At 51.6% G+C, this 15,984-nt stretch carries 14 protein-coding genes and 1 pseudogene; 3 read left to right on the top strand and 12 right to left on the bottom strand.

The genetic code is table 11. The features are described from left to right. Positions 1 to 180: 180 nt before the first annotated feature. Positions 181 to 2,043 (top strand): MFS transporter, encoded by a 1,863-nt coding sequence (locus DZ54_RS0112270; protein ID WP_025674384.1) that lies wholly within the window; start codon positions 181 to 183, stop codon positions 2,041 to 2,043. A gap of 52 nt (positions 2,044 to 2,095) precedes the next feature. Here DZ54_RS0112270 and DZ54_RS21435 read toward each other — a convergent pair whose 3' ends face one another. From DZ54_RS21435 to DZ54_RS0112240, 8 genes are all read right to left on the bottom strand, one after another. Continuing rightward, on the bottom strand, positions 2,096 to 3,076 hold the full coding sequence (locus DZ54_RS21435; RefSeq protein ID WP_164831592.1) for an AMP-binding protein: 981 nt from the start codon (positions 3,074 to 3,076) through the stop codon (positions 2,096 to 2,098). After that, positions 3,040 to 3,438 carry a hypothetical protein gene (locus tag DZ54_RS24875; protein ID WP_128080522.1) on the bottom strand — a complete coding sequence of 133 codons (399 nt, stop codon included), beginning with the start codon at positions 3,436 to 3,438 and terminating at the stop codon, positions 3,040 to 3,042. The genes DZ54_RS21435 and DZ54_RS24875 overlap by 37 nt, the downstream gene beginning before the upstream one ends. A 15-nt stretch (positions 3,439 to 3,453) precedes the next feature. Then, complete coding sequence (menC, locus tag DZ54_RS0112260) at positions 3,454 to 4,422, bottom strand: o-succinylbenzoate synthase (protein WP_025674382.1); 969 nt, start codon at positions 4,420 to 4,422, stop codon at positions 3,454 to 3,456. A gap of 8 nt (positions 4,423 to 4,430) precedes the next feature. After that, on the bottom strand, positions 4,431 to 5,297 hold the full coding sequence (menB, locus tag DZ54_RS0112255) for a 1,4-dihydroxy-2-naphthoyl-CoA synthase (RefSeq protein ID WP_025674380.1): 867 nt from the start codon (positions 5,295 to 5,297) through the stop codon (positions 4,431 to 4,433). Between the two features lie 75 nt (positions 5,298 to 5,372). After that, complete coding sequence (gene menH, locus DZ54_RS21430; RefSeq protein ID WP_037354446.1) at positions 5,373 to 6,140, bottom strand: 2-succinyl-6-hydroxy-2,4-cyclohexadiene-1-carboxylate synthase; 768 nt, start codon at positions 6,138 to 6,140, stop codon at positions 5,373 to 5,375. Beyond that, entirely contained in the window at positions 6,140 to 6,847 is a 708-nt protein-coding gene (locus DZ54_RS24245) for a thiamine pyrophosphate-binding protein (RefSeq protein ID WP_240473995.1), read from the bottom strand. Before DZ54_RS24245 ends, menH begins: the two co-directional genes overlap by 1 nt. Positions 6,848 to 6,855: 8 nt before the next feature. Beyond that, positions 6,856 to 7,908 carry a 2-succinyl-5-enolpyruvyl-6-hydroxy-3-cyclohexene-1-carboxylic-acid synthase gene (gene menD, locus DZ54_RS26175; RefSeq protein ID WP_164831591.1) on the bottom strand — a complete coding sequence of 351 codons (1,053 nt, stop codon included), beginning with the start codon at positions 7,906 to 7,908 and terminating at the stop codon, positions 6,856 to 6,858. Continuing rightward, positions 7,908 to 9,206 carry an isochorismate synthase gene (locus DZ54_RS0112240; RefSeq protein WP_025674378.1) on the bottom strand — a complete coding sequence of 433 codons (1,299 nt, stop codon included), beginning with the start codon at positions 9,204 to 9,206 and terminating at the stop codon, positions 7,908 to 7,910. The genes menD and DZ54_RS0112240 overlap by 1 nt, the downstream gene beginning before the upstream one ends. Before the next feature lie 289 nt (positions 9,207 to 9,495). Between DZ54_RS0112240 and DZ54_RS21420 the strand changes: the two are divergent. Next, positions 9,496 to 10,714 (top strand): annotated as a pseudogene (locus DZ54_RS21420) (pyridoxal phosphate-dependent aminotransferase). 77 nt (positions 10,715 to 10,791) lie between these two features. Then, positions 10,792 to 11,415: a tRNA-uridine aminocarboxypropyltransferase gene (locus DZ54_RS0112230; protein WP_025674375.1), complete on the top strand. Its 624-nt coding sequence runs from the start codon at positions 10,792 to 10,794 to the stop codon at positions 11,413 to 11,415. Here the strand turns inward: DZ54_RS0112230 and DZ54_RS0112225 are convergent. From DZ54_RS0112225 to ppiD, 4 genes are all read right to left on the bottom strand, one after another. After that, positions 11,405 to 12,760 (bottom strand): anti-phage deoxyguanosine triphosphatase, encoded by a 1,356-nt coding sequence (locus DZ54_RS0112225; protein WP_037354444.1) that lies wholly within the window; start codon positions 12,758 to 12,760, stop codon positions 11,405 to 11,407. The two genes, DZ54_RS0112230 and DZ54_RS0112225, sit on opposite strands and share 11 nt — an antisense overlap. Next, positions 12,750 to 13,352 carry a 5'-deoxynucleotidase gene (gene yfbR / locus DZ54_RS0112220; protein WP_025674373.1) on the bottom strand — a complete coding sequence of 201 codons (603 nt, stop codon included), beginning with the start codon at positions 13,350 to 13,352 and terminating at the stop codon, positions 12,750 to 12,752. The genes DZ54_RS0112225 and yfbR overlap by 11 nt, the downstream gene beginning before the upstream one ends. A 118-nt stretch (positions 13,353 to 13,470) precedes the next feature. Then, entirely contained in the window at positions 13,471 to 13,773 is a 303-nt protein-coding gene (locus tag DZ54_RS0112215; protein ID WP_025674372.1) for a ComEA family DNA-binding protein, read from the bottom strand. A 396-nt stretch (positions 13,774 to 14,169) separates the two neighbouring features. Beyond that, positions 14,170 to 15,900, bottom strand: coding sequence for a peptidylprolyl isomerase (ppiD, locus tag DZ54_RS21415; RefSeq protein WP_240473994.1), 1,731 nt, complete (start codon positions 15,898 to 15,900; stop codon positions 14,170 to 14,172). Positions 15,901 to 15,984 lie beyond the last annotated feature (84 nt).

Below are 15,984 nucleotides of genomic sequence, written 5' to 3'. Positions count from 1 at the left end.
GTAATGTAGCTTTGTCACCGCTTATCAGTTAGCATGAGTCTCGGCATGGTATGGCGTTACAGTTTGTTTTTGGCGAAAGAGATTATAACGCCTTATCATGCCGTTCAAAAAACAATCACGAAAGATCAACACGCCCTAGTATAACGCGCTGACTGCCCTGCTAAATGGACCAATGTACTCATGAGCCAACAGTTTCAACTTTTGCGTGAGAGACGCTTTTTGCCTTATTTTATTACCCAGGCACTGGGCGCCTTTAACGACAACGTTTATAAAAACGTGTTGGTCATCATGGTCGCGTTTGCCTCCGCGGATCAGCTCCCTATAGATGCCACTCTTTTTATTAATGCCGCGGCAGGGCTGTTCATTCTCCCCTTTTTCTTGTTTTCAGCGTTTGCCGGTGAGCTTGCCGATAAACACGACAAAGCGTGGATTATGCGACGGGTAAAGTGGCTAGAAGTGCTGATCATGTCTTGTGCGGCCGTCGCGCTGTACCTACAAGCGTGGACCATCCTATTGGCACTGTTATTTTTAATGGGGACCCAGTCGGCCTTTTTCGGTCCGGTGAAATATGCGCTTTTACCGCAAACCTTGAGTGATAAAGAGCTGGTCTCTGGTAATGCGTTAGTGGAGACGGGAACTTTTTTATCGATTTTACTGGGCACGTTATTGGCGGGTTTTATCGCCCATCATCCTGATTCTAATCTTATTGCAGGAATCGCTGTGCTCGCCTTTGCTTTACTGGGGGTAATATCGGCGCATGCGATTCCACCCGCACCGGCGGGGAACCCCGAGCTAAACTTGCGCTATAAACCCGTGTCACTGATGCGACAAACATTGCGATTTGCACGTAAAGACAAGGTAACCTTGCAAGCGATATTAGGAATAAGCTGGTTTTGGTTTTTAGGCGCCAGCTATCTCACTCAGTTCCCGAAATACACGGCGCTACTCGGTGGCAGTGAAACCGGTGTCTCGTTTTTATTGACGTTATTTTCGATAGGGATCGCTGTCGGCGCATTGTTATGTGACAAACTCTCTGGCCATCGAATCGAGCCGGGTATTGTGCCATTGGGCAGCATTGGTTTAACTGTCTTTGGGCTACATCTGTTTTTTGCCACGCCTGCCAACCCAACGCCTCACGCTGACTTGCTCGCCTTTGTGACCGATCCGGCGTTAACCTGGGTGTTTATTGATCTGCTGATGATTGGCGTTTTTGGTGGCATTTTTATTGTGCCGCTGTATAGCTTGATGCAGCAACGTGCCGATAAAGCTGCACGTGCCCGCGTGATTGCCGCAAACAATATCTTTAATGCTTTATTTATGGTGGCGAGTGCCATCCTTGGGATCACCCTGTTGGTGGTGGTTGAGCTCTCGATTGCCGAATTCTTCCTCGTGCTCACCTTGCTCAATCTGGTGGTCGCGCTTTACGTCAGTAAGCTAGTGCCTATTTTTGCCCTGCGCTTTTTTAGCTGGATGATCACGCACACCTTGTACCGTGTAACGCACAAAGATCTGCACCATATTCCAGACCAAGGGGGCGCACTACTGATTTGTAATCATGTCAGTTATATGGACGCCCCTTTGCTCGCGGGGGCGTGCCACCGTCCCATACGCTTTGTGATGTTTGAAGATTTATACAAAATCCCGGTGCTACATTGGTTTTTCCGCACCTCAAAAGTGATCCCCATTAGTCATCGCGGCCGCACCATTCGTACCGCGATGAATGAGATCCAACGCGCCCTGGATAATGGTGAGGTGGTGCTCATTTTCCCCGAAGGCCATCTCACCTATGATGGAGAGGTGGATCAGTTCCGCCGTGGTATGGACATGATTTTGCAACGCTCACCGGTCCCCGTGGTACCCCTTGCATTACAGGGATTATGGGGCAGTTACTTCAGCCGCCATGGCGGCAAAGCGATGTTGAAGTGGCCAAAACGCTTTTGGTCTAAGGTGACCGTGACCGCAGGCCCGGCAGTTGAGCCTGAACAAGCAAGCGCTGACTATTTGCGTGGCGAAGTGATCCGCCTAAAAGAAGACAGCGCTTAACGGTTAATATCGGCTTGCGCCCATAGCGTCAGCGCGTGGCGAGACGGTTTGATCAGGCCGTCTTGTTGCGTATCCGGCCAACAAAGATAGTGTACGGGGCGCTGATACGGTGCCAATGAGGCACAATGCTCGGCCAATACTCGGGGCGAAAAAGGCTCGCGCACTGCACAATGGCCAGTGGGCGATGACCGAACTCACTATCACGTATCGGAACAACCATCGCTTGAGTCACGCCTTTTAAACTCTGTAAGTGCGCTTCGATCGCTTCAGGTTGAACATTCTCGCCGCCACAAATAAATTGATTATCCAGACGTCCAACCAGGCGCAGTACCGATAACGTCTGTTGCGCCTCCCAGCGACCGAGATCCCGCGACGCAAGGCCTTGCTCGGCATCCAATGGGTGTAAGCTTCCAGCCTGCCAATACCCCAAGGCTAACGTTTCACCACGATGAACAATCTCACCATCATCACGTATCCGTACATCACGATAAGGCAGCGGCGCGCCGACATCGTCTAGCCCATCGGCACGCTTTAACGTCACAGTCGATGCCGTTTCTGTCATGCCATAGCCACACCAGCAGGCAATGCCCATGGCTTCGGCGTCTTGGGTCAAGGCGGTTGGGATCGCGGCCCCTCCTAATAGCACATGGGCCAAACGCCGGGGTTCAGTGTTGTCCTTCAATTCAGGTAAGACCCGATAGATCTGGGTTGGGACCAGTGATGCATGGGTCACCCGCTTCAATGCACTGACTAAGTGCTCACCTCGACAGGGGTAAATGCCAAGCTCAGCCCCCGCGAACAACCAACGCCAGACAATGGCGAGACCAGAGACATGATAGAGCGGCAAAGAAAGCAGCCAACGATCAGTCCCTTGGGGGGCATGGACGCCTGTAAACGGCAACCGCTTTATCAGCCCGGCGGCACTGGCAAGATGCTGACGCGCGCCGTGCACCACCGCTTTGGGCGCGCCCGTCGAGCCTGACGTTAAGGTAAGAGTTAACGGCCTATCGATTTGCCAAGCGCCGTATTGCATGCCGATTGCGAGGCGGACACCGAGTCGTAGGTTTGGGCCCATTGAAAAGGGCCCAGATTATCAAGCACTGCCGTTTGTACATCGACACTGAGTGCCTGATTTAACACCAAGGTTTGTTTACCGGCTTGCCAAGCCGCCAACAGGGTGACGACCAAAGACTGCGGGGCATCGTGGCTATTCAATACCACAATCGGCGTATCATTGAACGTCCGCTGTTGAGCATCGACTAAAACACGCAACGCCTGCCATGTGAGGGGTGTCTCGCTATCTATAGCGATTGCATCAGGCGAGTCAGCCGCCCAGTAACGCCACGGCCACGTGTTAAACGTAAAGCAGGACGACATCACAAGGTGTTGACCCAAATTAACGGCTGATCGTCAAGTGGAACCAAGCTGATTGGCGCCAGGCCAGGTGCGATCCAGCTGTTGTTCAAACACGCCCAAGGTATCGAGTCCAGGCACCACGTCAGGGGTGAGCGAACTGGCAACGCGTGATAATTGCGTCAACCCCAGGCTACTTTCAAGTGATGAGCTAATCACCGCCGTTTTACCGAGTGCGTGCGCACGTGTGACTGATAGACTCACTTGCGCGAGATCGCCCACCATCGTCGGTTTGATCACCCAAGTCCGAGTATGATCACTTTCTTTTAACCCTGTGTCGTCACTGTCTCGCAAGGTTTCATCCCACGCTAATGGCAACCCTAATGCCTCCGCTTGAGCAAGAGACTGATACGGATCACTGCAAGGTTCTTCAATCCAGCAGATTCGCGCTTGATGCGCTTGGCTAAGACCACACCAAAAGGCCTCCAGTTGCTCAGGCCGCCAACGACGATTGGCATCTAGACGTAACCGAAGGTGGGGAATGGCCTCGAGCAAGGTGGTCACCATTAAGCGATCACGCGCCACTTCATACTCGCCCACTTTGACTTTAGCTTCATTGGATGCCCTCCCCGCCTGCGGGCCATCCGACACATGTCCAAGTGCGGCTAATAGCGCATCTGGGTCTCCAGTACACACAGGCACCGTCTGAAACGAAGATGGTGTGGGCAAGCTTTGCGCCAATTCGGCTTGGGCAATGCTTAACCCCCATGCAACCGAAGGCGGCAGTTGGGGCATGGCGATATTACGGTGATCACACCAAACAGCGGTCGCGGCAATCAGCGCATGCCGTGCCTCAGCGAAGGTTTCCTGACTAAATCCAGGCAAGGGCGCAATTTCGCCCCATCCGCGTTGTGCGCCTTCGCTTAATTCCACCACCAAGCCTTCACGCTGGGTTAAACGCTGGTCACGTAAAAATAGACCGGCAGTGACCGGCAAGGTGTATTGATATATCCGTGCCTGTCTCATGATTACCTCTATGGGTTGCGTGGGAAACGATCAAATTCAGGGCGACGTTTCTCGTTAAAGGCGTTTCGCCCTTCTTGCCCTTCGTCGGTCATGTAAAACATCATGGTGGCATTGCCGGCCAATTCTTGAAGCCCGGCTTGACCATCGCAATCGGCATTGAGTGCCGCTTTTAAACACCGCAATGCCATTGGGCTATGCTGCAGCACCTCGCGACACCAACGTACGGTTTCTCGCTCGAGATCATCCAAGGGCACCACTGTGTTGACTAAGCCCATATCCAAGGCTTCTTGCGCATTGTAAAAACGACAAAGGAACCAGATTTCACGGGCTTTTTTCTGCCCCACTATGCGCGCCATATAGGAGGCCCCCCAGCCGCCGTCGAAACTGCCCACTTTGGGTCCGGTTTGACCAAACTGGGCGTTATCTGCCGCAATGGTGAGATCACACATCATATGCAGGACATGACCCCCGCCGACGGCATAACCCGCAACCGCGGCAATCACCGGTTTGGGGCAGGTACGGATCTGACGCTGAAAGTCCAGCACATTAAGGTGATGCGTGCCTTCATCGTCTTGATAGCCGCCATAATCGCCGCGTACCGATTGATCCCCCCCAGAGCAAAACGCTTTGTCGCCGAGCCCCGTCAAAATAATCACGCCCACACGGCTGTCATAACGCGCATCGGCAAGCGCTTGCATCATTTCTTTCACAGTTTGGGGGCGGAATGCGTTACGCACTTGCGGACGATTGATGGTGATACGCGCAATGCCATCGGCGGATTTGTGATACAAAATATCGCTAAAAGTTAGCTCAGTCGGCATCCAGTCAATGGGTGCATACAGTTCTTGTTCGGTCATTCCCGGCGTTACAGCCATGGCTCTCCCCTTAATTAGCTGATGGGGTACAAATCCCCGAAAATTGGAATATAAAAATATTTAATTTAATACAAGTTACTTATCTAACAACACCTGCACAAACTGCGACGGATTGGCCCAATGACAGTTATGTCCCGCTCCTTTTATCAAGGAGAACGGGATCCCCGTGGCGCGTTGGAGCGAATGAGCCAGTGAAATGAACTTAGGGTCTTGCTCACCACAAAGGTAGTCAATAGTTAACCCTTGACGAAAGGCATGACCTAATGCCGGGCGCAGATCGGCTTGTCGTCCGAGTGATGTGGCATCAAGCATTGTGGCAATGGCGGGCCCATGGTTATTACCACGCACTCTGATCAGCTTGGTACGCTGCGCGGCATCGAGAGATTGGAACACCGGTTGCTGATACCAATCGATTAATACGGCAGAGAGCGGCTCATGCGCAAATCGCTGAGCCCAGGCTTGATCATGGACCAGCCGTTGGTGACGTTCATGAGCATGCATGAGGCCTGGGTGCCCAGCCTCGAGGAGTACGCCCTGCCAGCGCGCTGGATATGCGGTGGCTAAATGCATCGCGATGCGCGCACCAAGCGAATACCCCACTACATAAGCCGACTGGTTGCCCCACACTTGGTCACAGATCTGACGCACCGCGTCGACAGTGGTGGCAAAATCAACGCTCGGACAATCAACACTGTCACCATGGCCGGGTAAATCGAGACAGAGCCAGTGACAATCTGTTAAGCGAGACGTGACGCCTTGCCAGTCCTGACCACTTCCCAGCAACCCGTGCAGAAAAACCACCTTGCGGCCTTCCTCGTTGCCACCTTGCTGATAAGCCAACATTACCCCTCCTGCACGGCCATGTTGGCAAGTTGCTCGGTCAAGATTTTTCCGGCTTCACCGGCAGGCGTCACCATTTCAATTACATCCGCCCCCGGCGTACTCAACGCTTGGGCGAGCGCAGCAGCGAGATCGGATTCACAGGTCGGTTGCTGATAGTTCAGTGAAAATTGTGCGGCAATCTGTTCAAAGCGCAGATCGTGCGGCATGCGATAATAGGTGTCACAAAGCTGCGGCTCGACTGGCAAGGAATCAAAAATGCCACCGCCATTGTTGTTGAGGATAAGGATCGCGGCCGGTGCCATCGTTTCACGCCATAGCGCAAGGCTATTAAGATCGTAGAGCGCGCTCGTATCGCCAAGTACCACCAGCATAGGCTGATGTCGACATCGCTGAACCCCAGCGGCACAGGCAAATAACCCATCAATCCCTGACGCACCGCGATTGGCAAAAACAGGATACGTATCAAGTTGCGACCAGATGTCCGCTAAACGAATCGCCAAGCTATTGCCGATAAAAATATCGACGTGCTCGGGAAGCATTGACGGCAATTGCTGGAAGAGGCGGTGTTCTGACAACGATGAAGGACAAAGCCTGTCAGCTGCTTTCTCCATCTGTGCCTTCGCCTCATCGGTCAATGTTCGCTGCCAAACAAGGGGCAAATCATCGGGCGAAGTGAGCCCTTCAGACGTTGAGAACAACGCACTCACCTGGTCAGTCAGTGCATTAAGCCATAACGACCAGTGGCGCTTGTCGACAACACACTGTTCAACCGCCCGATGATGAGGTCGAGTGGCTGCGCTTGCTCCGTCACCAACCAATAATGAGCTGAGGTTTGCGCCAACCATTGTCCCAAACGTTTTGACACCAAACGACCGCCAAGCTGGATCACCCATTGCGCTTGATGCAACTGCGCCTGCAATCTGGGGTTGTTTAACCAAAGATCGTAGCCAGGGGCGGTACTGGCAATGCCTGATTGAGGGTCTGCCAATACCACCGCATTCAACGATTCGGCTAAGCGGCTCACCGATGTTGATAACCCGTGTGGCAGCGCGCCTGCAACAATCACCGTTTTGGCTGCGGAATCGAGTGGCAAAGGGGGCGGTAGACAATCTTGCTCTGCCGACGCAAAAAGCCGTCCATGATGGCGGGTATAGCTTTGATCGCTTTGATACCAGTCAGCAATCGGGGCCCGGATCTGACGCGCAAGCGCGGGATCTCGCTCACCATAGAACGGCTCTCGAAATGGACAATTAATGTGTACACTGCCGCCACACTCAGCTTGACGGGCAAGCACCTGATCCACTTTGGTTAATAAAGCGCGAAGTGGCATCCCCACATCTGGCGTGGGTAAGTCAAGTTGAGCGGTGACATGGGACGAAAACAGGTTACTCTGCACAATGGCTTGGTTCGCCCCACAATCGACCAATTCAAACGGGCGATCTGCAGAAAGGATAATTAATGGCTCACCGGTTAACCCACTCTCTACCACCGCTGGTAAACAATTCGCCACCGCCGTGCCTGAGGTAACAATCATCGCCACCGGTGCCTGTTCGGCTTTGGCTAACCCTAACGCAAGGTATCCAAGGCCGCGTTCATCAAAATGCCGGTGCAAAGTGACCGGGCGTTGAGGGTGTTGGCTTTGTTTTATAGCCGCCAACGTGAGCGGCGTCGATCGCGATCCTGGCGCAACACAAATATGTTGGACGCCCAGGCGAGACAACTCGTCGATAAGGGTCTCAGCCCAAATATGCGTGAGTGTCAGCGACATCAGCATACCCCAGCAATGGCATCGTCATGCTCGTCCGCCTGCGGACACGGTAAGCACTGACGCATGGTCGTCAGTTTGTTGTCTAATTCTTGCCACTCAGCCTCGGGATCCGATCCAGGAACGATTCCGGCGCCCGCAAATAAATCTACCGTGTTATGGGTAATTTGCGCGCTTCGGATCGCCACACAAAATTGGCTTTCTCGTTGCGAAATATAGCCGACGGCGCCACTGTAACGACCTCGTGTTATCCCTTGTGCGGACAGAAATTCGCGGGCTGTCTCACGAGGAAGACCCGCCACCGCGGCGGTCGGCTGAAGCGCGCCCAAGATCACACTGTCATCAACACCAGGACCAACGATAGCACTAATACGACGACGCAAATGTTGAAGATGACGAAGCACAATCAAATGCGGTTCAGGGTCAACGGTGATCGTTAATGAATGGCGACGTAAGCCGGCAAAAATATCATCGACGACGAGCTGATTCTCATGCACGTTCTTACTGTCATTTAACAACCACTCACCGAGGTGATGATCTTCACTAAAGCTTGCGCCGCGACGCACGGTGCCCGCGACCGCTTCTGTGGTGACACGACAATCTCGCGCGCGATATAACCGCTCTGGGGTCGATCCAACAAACGCATCGTCAGGCCCGGTTGCAAACAGGAAATGAAAACTCTCGCCATTATGTTGCTGACTGTGGCTAAGCAGCTGTCCACCGCTCACCGCGCCATCCAACGTTAAGCGTGTTTGCCGCGCGAGTACCACTTTTTTCAGCTCAGTGTGCGCCATGTATGACAATGCACGCGTCACCGTGTGACACCACTGGCGATGAGTTGGGGTATGCGTTTCTTGACTCACTTGCCCTACCATCGGCGCGAGAGGGCGACCTTGCCAAATTATCTGGTTGAGGATGGCTTGGCTGTCAGTATCAGCCGTGAGGTTGACACACAGCTGCCATTGTTTATCGCGGCGAATAAGCTCGACCACAGGAAGAAAAAAGTCGCCGCTGCCTGGTTCATCATCAAACGCCACACATCCCCAGATTCGCTGATCAGGTAATAAGCTCGCTTGCGCCTGCTGAATTTGAGCAAACTGACGGCATGCCCCCAGTATCAGCACCTCTTCCCGGCCATCACGCGACTGCCAATAACTCTTCGGATAGACAGGTTGCGCGTCTAGCCACGCGATGGGCGATAAATTCCCTGGCCAGGTAAACTCAGTTTGTAATTGTGTTGGCGCTTGACTGATCGCCAGCTGGCTTTGCAAGTGGTTAGCTGCTTGAATCAAGGTAGTCACAACATCCTCCAACCGCCTAGGCGGCAGTCCTATCCGCAAGTCTGTACATGCTCTCTTTATGTGGCACGTTATTCTTGCTTGTCAGTCTACCTGTCACCGAATAAGACAAATATGCGCTAGATCAGTCTTCGGTTAAAATGGGTCGATTTTTGTCGACTCAAGCTAAACAAAGCCTTATCTACTGAATCGGTTTCAAATCGATCAACCATCTTTCGAAGTGGGTGAGAAATAGTGTAAGTTACTTAAAAAGCCTAATAATAATTTTCACGCTTAATTGACAGGAAGGGTAATGCAACCAATCGGTATGTCCGCCAAGCTGGATAATGTCTGTTATGACATTCGCGGCCCAGTGATGAAAGAAGCAAAACGGCTGGAAGAAGAAGGCCACCGTATCTTAAAACTGAATATCGGTAATCCCGCGCCGTTTGGCTTTGATGCCCCCGACGAAATCCTGGTCGATGTGATCCGGAATCTGCCCACCTCCCAAGGTTACTGCGACTCAAAGGGCCTTTACTCGGCGCGTAAAGCGGTGGTGCAACATTACCAAAAGCGCGGCTTGATGGATCTTGACGTCGAAGATGTCTACTTAGGTAATGGCGCCTCCGAACTGATCGTCATGGCGATGCAAGCGTTACTGAATAATGGCGATGAGCTGCTCGTACCCTCGCCCGATTATCCACTTTGGACCGCGGCGGCGTCGTTATCTGGGGGGAATCCGGTCCACTACCTGTGTGATGAGGAGTCTGATTGGTATCCGGATTTAGACGATATCAAGCGCAAAATCACGCCTAACACTCGCGGACTGGTACTGATTAACCCTAATAATCCGACCGGGGCCGTCTATAGCCGTGACTTTTTGTTGCAAGTCGTGGAGCTGGCTCGCCAACATAAGCTGATCATTTTTGCCGACGAGATTTACGATAAAATTTTGTATGACGACGCTCAGCACTATTCAATCGCCACCCTCGCTCCAGATGTACTTTGTTTAACCTTTAACGGTTTGTCCAAGGCGTATCGAGTCTGTGGTTTTCGTGCCGGCTGGATGCTGGTAACCGGGCCAAAACAGCTTGCGCGGGGTTATATCGAAGGGCTTGAAATGCTGGCGTCGATGCGCCTGTGTGCCAACGTGCCGATGCAACACGCGATTCAAACGGCACTCGGCGGCTATCAGAGTATTAACGAGCTGATCCTGCCGGGTGGGCGGTTATTAGAGCAGCGCGACAAAGCCTATGAGCTGATCAATCAGATCCCTGGGGTGAGTTGTAAAAAACCCAAGGGGGCATTGTATCTGTTCCCTAAGATCGATACTAAACGGTATAACATTCATAATGATGAAAAGTTAATGCTCGACTTTTTGTTGCAAGAAAAGTGCTCATGGTGCATGGCACTGGCTTTAACTGGAAAAAACCCGATCATTTTCGATTAGTCACACTACCGCGGTGGATGACTTGGAAATGGCGATCAGCCGCTTTGAGCGTTTCCTTTCCGGCTATAGCCAAGCCACCTAAGCCCCTAAACGATACTTGCGTTTTCTATCAAGCAGCGGTAAAACGCTGCTTGATTCCGTTATCAAACAGTGATCCTCATGTCTCGATACTGCGCGTCTTGCCATAAAGCGAAAGCCATTTGCGTATGCAATACCATCACACCGATCGCCAATTCGATCCCAGTGATTATTTTGCAGCACCCCGATGAAGTCTCGCACCCGAAGAATAGCGCTTGTTTGCTCGCGTTAGCGTTAGACAATTGTGAACGTTGGACGGGAGAGGATTTTAGCGCGCACAGTGCGCTGAATAAGAAACTCGCACAGTCTCAGCGTCGCTATGTGGTGCTCTATCCGGGCGAACAGACCATCTCACTGTCAGCGCTGACCAAACGCGCTGTGGCAAAAAGCGATAGCAAGGTGACGTGGGGAGTCATCTTACTCGACGGAACATGGAAGAAAGCGTACAAGATGTATCAACTGTCAAAGAATCTCCATGATTTACCCACGGTCAACATCACCACCATGCCATCGAGCCAATACACCATCCGCAAAAGTAGTAAGCCGGGGGCTCTTTCTACCCTGGAGGCTGGGTTTGCTGCGCTCAGTGAGCTAAGTGGTGATGCTGAACAGTATCGACCCTTGTTGACAAGCTTTGAGGCCATGATAGCCCGCCAACTTGCCTTTATGCCTCAATCTCACAAAAACCTCCGTACTAGCGAATAGCGTACAGAGGCCCATTGCTCGCGGCGGTAAACATAGTGCTATGCAGCTTCTGAGCAAAACTGTCTGTCATCGACGATAGGTAATCGGCAATCACACGCATCCCCGACTCGCCCGTGGCTTGTGCCATTAGCCAATCTTGTCGATAGTCTTTGGGCAGCAGGCGCTCGGGATCAGAGGCAAAGGCGTCAAACAGCTCCATCACCAATTGCTGACCTTTATACTCAACCACCTGAAGCTCAGGCTGCTTCACCACAAATTCGCTGACAAATTGCTTCAGTACCTCAAGCACGCCAGCCATCACCTCGGTTAAATACGCGTTCCAGGCCAACAAAGGAGAAGTAAAACGGTAAGAGCCATCTTGAACCGTCGGGGCGACCTCGACCGACGTCAGTAAGGTATTGACCAAGGCCCCAATCGCATCTTTGCGCTCATACGGTGGACCGAACATTTGTTCACTCAGCTCACCAATATTGGCCTCTAACCAAGGATCGCCGCATTCAGCAATATAACTTGCCACGGCCTCTTGCCATTGTTCACGCGTGACCAGCCCCATCACAATCGCATCTTCGAGATCGTGGACGCCATAAGCGATGTCATCCGCCAATTCCATGATAGAGCAGTCCAATGACTTATAACGGGTCTTGCGGTGCTGGTCATCAGGGGTGTTATCTCTGAACGTCAAAAATAACGCCCGATCTGCCGCACTTAACGGCTCAAGCACCCAGTCTCGACGCGCACTATCATGATCGTAAATGCCTTTCGCAGGCTGCCAGTCACGCGCTTTGAGGTGACGGAAATCGCTGACAGGCGCTGGCTGTGAGCCATTGTGCGCGGCACTGATAAACGCGGGGTATTTCATTACGCCCAGCAAGGTGCGACGCGCCAAGTTCATGCCATGATGTTGCGTATAAGGTTCAAGCAGCGTCACGATCCGGAATGTCTGGGCATTGCCTTCGAAGCCCCCGTCGTTTCGCATCATATAATTTAATGCCACTTCACCACCGTGCCCGTAGGGCGGGTGGCCAATGTCATGGGCAAGACATAAGCTTTCCATCAACCCAGTGGACGGCAAAAGAGGCCGAAACTCAGGCTGTCTTTCTTTGAGCTGCGCCACAATGCCGGTACCAATTTGTGACACCTCGAGCGAATGGGTTAATCGGGTGCGATAAAAGTCACTGTGCTCGGCCCCCAATACCTGTGTTTTAGCTTGTAAGCGGCGAAACGCGGCCGAATGTAAGATACGTGCACGGTCTCGCTGATAAACGGTGCGCTTATCGTGGCGGCGTTTTTTGTTCTCATTGGTCATCTGGCGGATTTGCCAGGCGTCAGATAGTTCAAAATCCATCGTCACTGATCTCATCAAGCGATAAGGTAAAGCTATCCACAAAGGTGGCCATAAAATAATCTGTTGCCGGCGATCGCCGCTTTTCTAGTGATGTTTCAAGTCGCTTTTTGGCTTGCTCAAATTCATGATTTCCCGCCGCTATTTCTTCCAAGCATTTTAAATAGGCACATAAAATATCGGCTTGTTTAACCAACAAATAATCATCGGGATCAATATGGTCTGAATCGATTAAACCGCTGTATTCATCCTGCAGCTCTGGCGGCAGCATGGCGATCAACTTTTTCTCCGCCATTTTCTCGATTTTTTTATATTCAGCGGCAATCGACGGATTAAAGTACTTAACCGGGGTGGGTAAATCGCCGGTAATCACTTCGCTACAGTCATGAAACATGGCGAGTACTGCGATACGATCTGGCTGGTAATGCCCCTCAAAGCGTTTATTGTTAATAAGGGCTAATGCATGAGCGACAAACGCCACTTGTAAACTGTGCTCAGAGATATTTTCGATGGACACATTGCGCATTAAAGGCCAACGATAAATCAGCTTCATCCGCGCAAGATGAGCAAAAAAGTGACTTTGTTTGTGTGTCATTGCGTCCTGCTACTTTCCTACAACCAGTTTTCATTGTGTGCATTACGGCGCGCAGACACAAGCAATATTCGCGCAAAGGCTATCGCACCTTTGCGCAAAATATGCAGGTCAATTTTTACTAGACTTTAATCCGATCGCGGTTTTTCTCCAGGGTCGACGCACCAATGCCTTTCACCGTCACCAGATCATCAGGCGAGGCGAACTTTCCGTGCTTTTGTCGATGGTCAACAATGGCTTTCGCTTTGGCAGGTCCAATACCCGTGAGCTGTTCTGAGAGAATTTGCACACTGGCGGTGTTGATGTTTACCGAGAGCGTTTCAACCTGTTCAGAGCCTTGAGAAGTTTCTTGACTGGCACTCCACGCGGTGGGAGCCGTCACCAGTGCCAGAACAACCAGGATGCTGGATAGTAGGTGTTTCATTTTTGATCTCCGTGTCATAAATATCGTCGACACAGTAAATCACCGCCTATGCCTTTTCATGTCCCCTAAAAACGAAAAACGACGCAGGACAAAATCCTAGCGTCGTTTTTCTATTTTCACACTGGCGAATGCGAGAGACATCTAACTCTCTATCGGCATTTCACAATGCTGTGCTGAGCATTTCTCGCCTTTCAGTGTCACAAGTCGTGACGGCGTTCACTCATTGTTGTACATCAACTTCTATTATTGTTGTGCATCAACCTCGGCATAAGTGACATCTACCTGATCACGCAGTGCTTGTAATGTGGCAGACAAAGACATATTGCTCATCGCACGTGCAACGCGATCGGCCATTTGGCTTTGTGGCTAATGTCTGGCATCGCAGGGTTAATCACGTTATCCAGCGCAACCACCACAATATCGCCCTGACCGGTTCTGCGTTACCCCATAACTTGAATCTGCGTCTTCAGGCTGAGGCAGCGAGAAGGCGAGCTCCGACACCGCTTGCTGCTGAGAAACACGATTGATCACTTGCGCATCACTGAACACATAATCACGCTGATCGAGCGTACCGGTCTGCTCAAGTTGCGCAACCAACTCGTCGGCTTTTTCTTGCGCCTGCTGGCGGCCTTTTTCTGCGGCAAGCGTCGCCTGCACCTGGTCTTTCACTTCGGCAAAACTCAATTGTTTTTCAGGCTTCACATCGTCGAGACGAACCACAATCGCATGCTCACCCGATAATTCAATCAGCTCAGAGTTAAGGCCATTTTCACGCACATCATAGCTATCAAGCGCTTGTTGGATTTGAGGGCGTGCCATTAAACCTTCGGCATTATCGAGCGCAAAGTAATCCGTAAACTGCACCTGACTATTGACGGCCTGTGCAGCAGGCTCAAGCCCGTTTGCCTCTTCAAAAGCCACTTCGGCCAGTTGCGTTGATTGGGCATAGAAGCGATCCGCCGCGCGCTCTTGTTGCAAAGCAAGGCGAATATCGCCTTTAACATCAGACAATGGCGTCACGTCTGCTGGGTCAATATCATCTAAACGAATGATGTGATAACCGAAATCAGATTTAACCAACCCACTGGTATCGCCTTTTTGATCGAGTGCATAAGCGGCTTTTTCAAACGCAGGATCCATCACCCCAGGTTCAATCCAATCCAGTGATCCGTTTTGCTCAGCACTAAACGTGTCGTCAGAGACTTCACTGACCAGTGTTGCAAACGCTTCACCTTGGTTAAGACGGTCTAACGCTTGTTGCGCGCGCGCTTTGGCGTCGTCTCCCGTTCCTTCAATTAAGATATGGCTCACCTTACGGCGCTCTTGTGAGCCATACTGAGACTGGTTGTCTTGATAATAAGTGGCAATGTCTTCATCGGTCACTTGAATATCACTCGCCAAGCCTTCACCGGTTAGTTCCACATACGCGACTTTCACCATACGCGGCTGAATATAATCATCGCGATGCGCTTGGTAATAGGCTTCGAGCTCATCATCCGCCAAGGAGACCTGCTTGGCAAAGTCTTCTACTGGTAACGTTAAGGTTCGCACTTCACGGCTCTGTGCTTCGAGTCGATATAAGCTTTCTAACTCGCTCGGTAACACGAAAGCAGTACTTTGTAAGCCATTAACCAACTGCTGACGAACTAAGTCAGTACGCATATAATTGGCAAACTCATCCGCACTCATACCGGTTTGACGTAGTGCCGCTTGATAACGCTCGTTATTAAACTGACCCGCTTGACGGAATTGAGGCATAGCACGGATTGCCGCTTTCACCTGCTCGTCACTGACTCGTAGCCCTAATGCACTAGCTTCATGTTCTAGAAGCTGGTCGTTCACCATGCGATCGAGAATGTTTTGGCGAAAACGTTTTACATACTCTGGGTTACCGAGCAGCTGATTGAATTGCTCGCCCGCTTGTTGTTGCATACGTGCGCGCTCATTTTGATAGGCACGATCCAACTCAGCACGGCTAATTTCTTTATCGCCAACGGTGGCAGCGGGCGGCGTGGAACCGCCTGCCAAGTAACTGCCGACACCGGCAAAAGCAAAGGAAAAGATAATAAGGCTTAAAATGATCTTCACCACAAGACTATTGGTGCCTTCGCGAATACGTTCCATCATAACTGGCCGGTACTCCAACTGGTTTGGGCTGGTTGTTTTTCAACTAAAAAGGCGCATCGTTTGATGCGCCTTTACGCTCTTGTG

It is taken from the genome of Salinivibrio socompensis S35, assembly GCF_000513715.1.
Lineage (GTDB): Bacteria > Pseudomonadota > Gammaproteobacteria > Enterobacterales > Vibrionaceae > Salinivibrio > Salinivibrio socompensis.
Note: the sequence above shows the minus strand (reverse complement) of the source record. Positions and strands in the feature narration are given on the sequence as shown.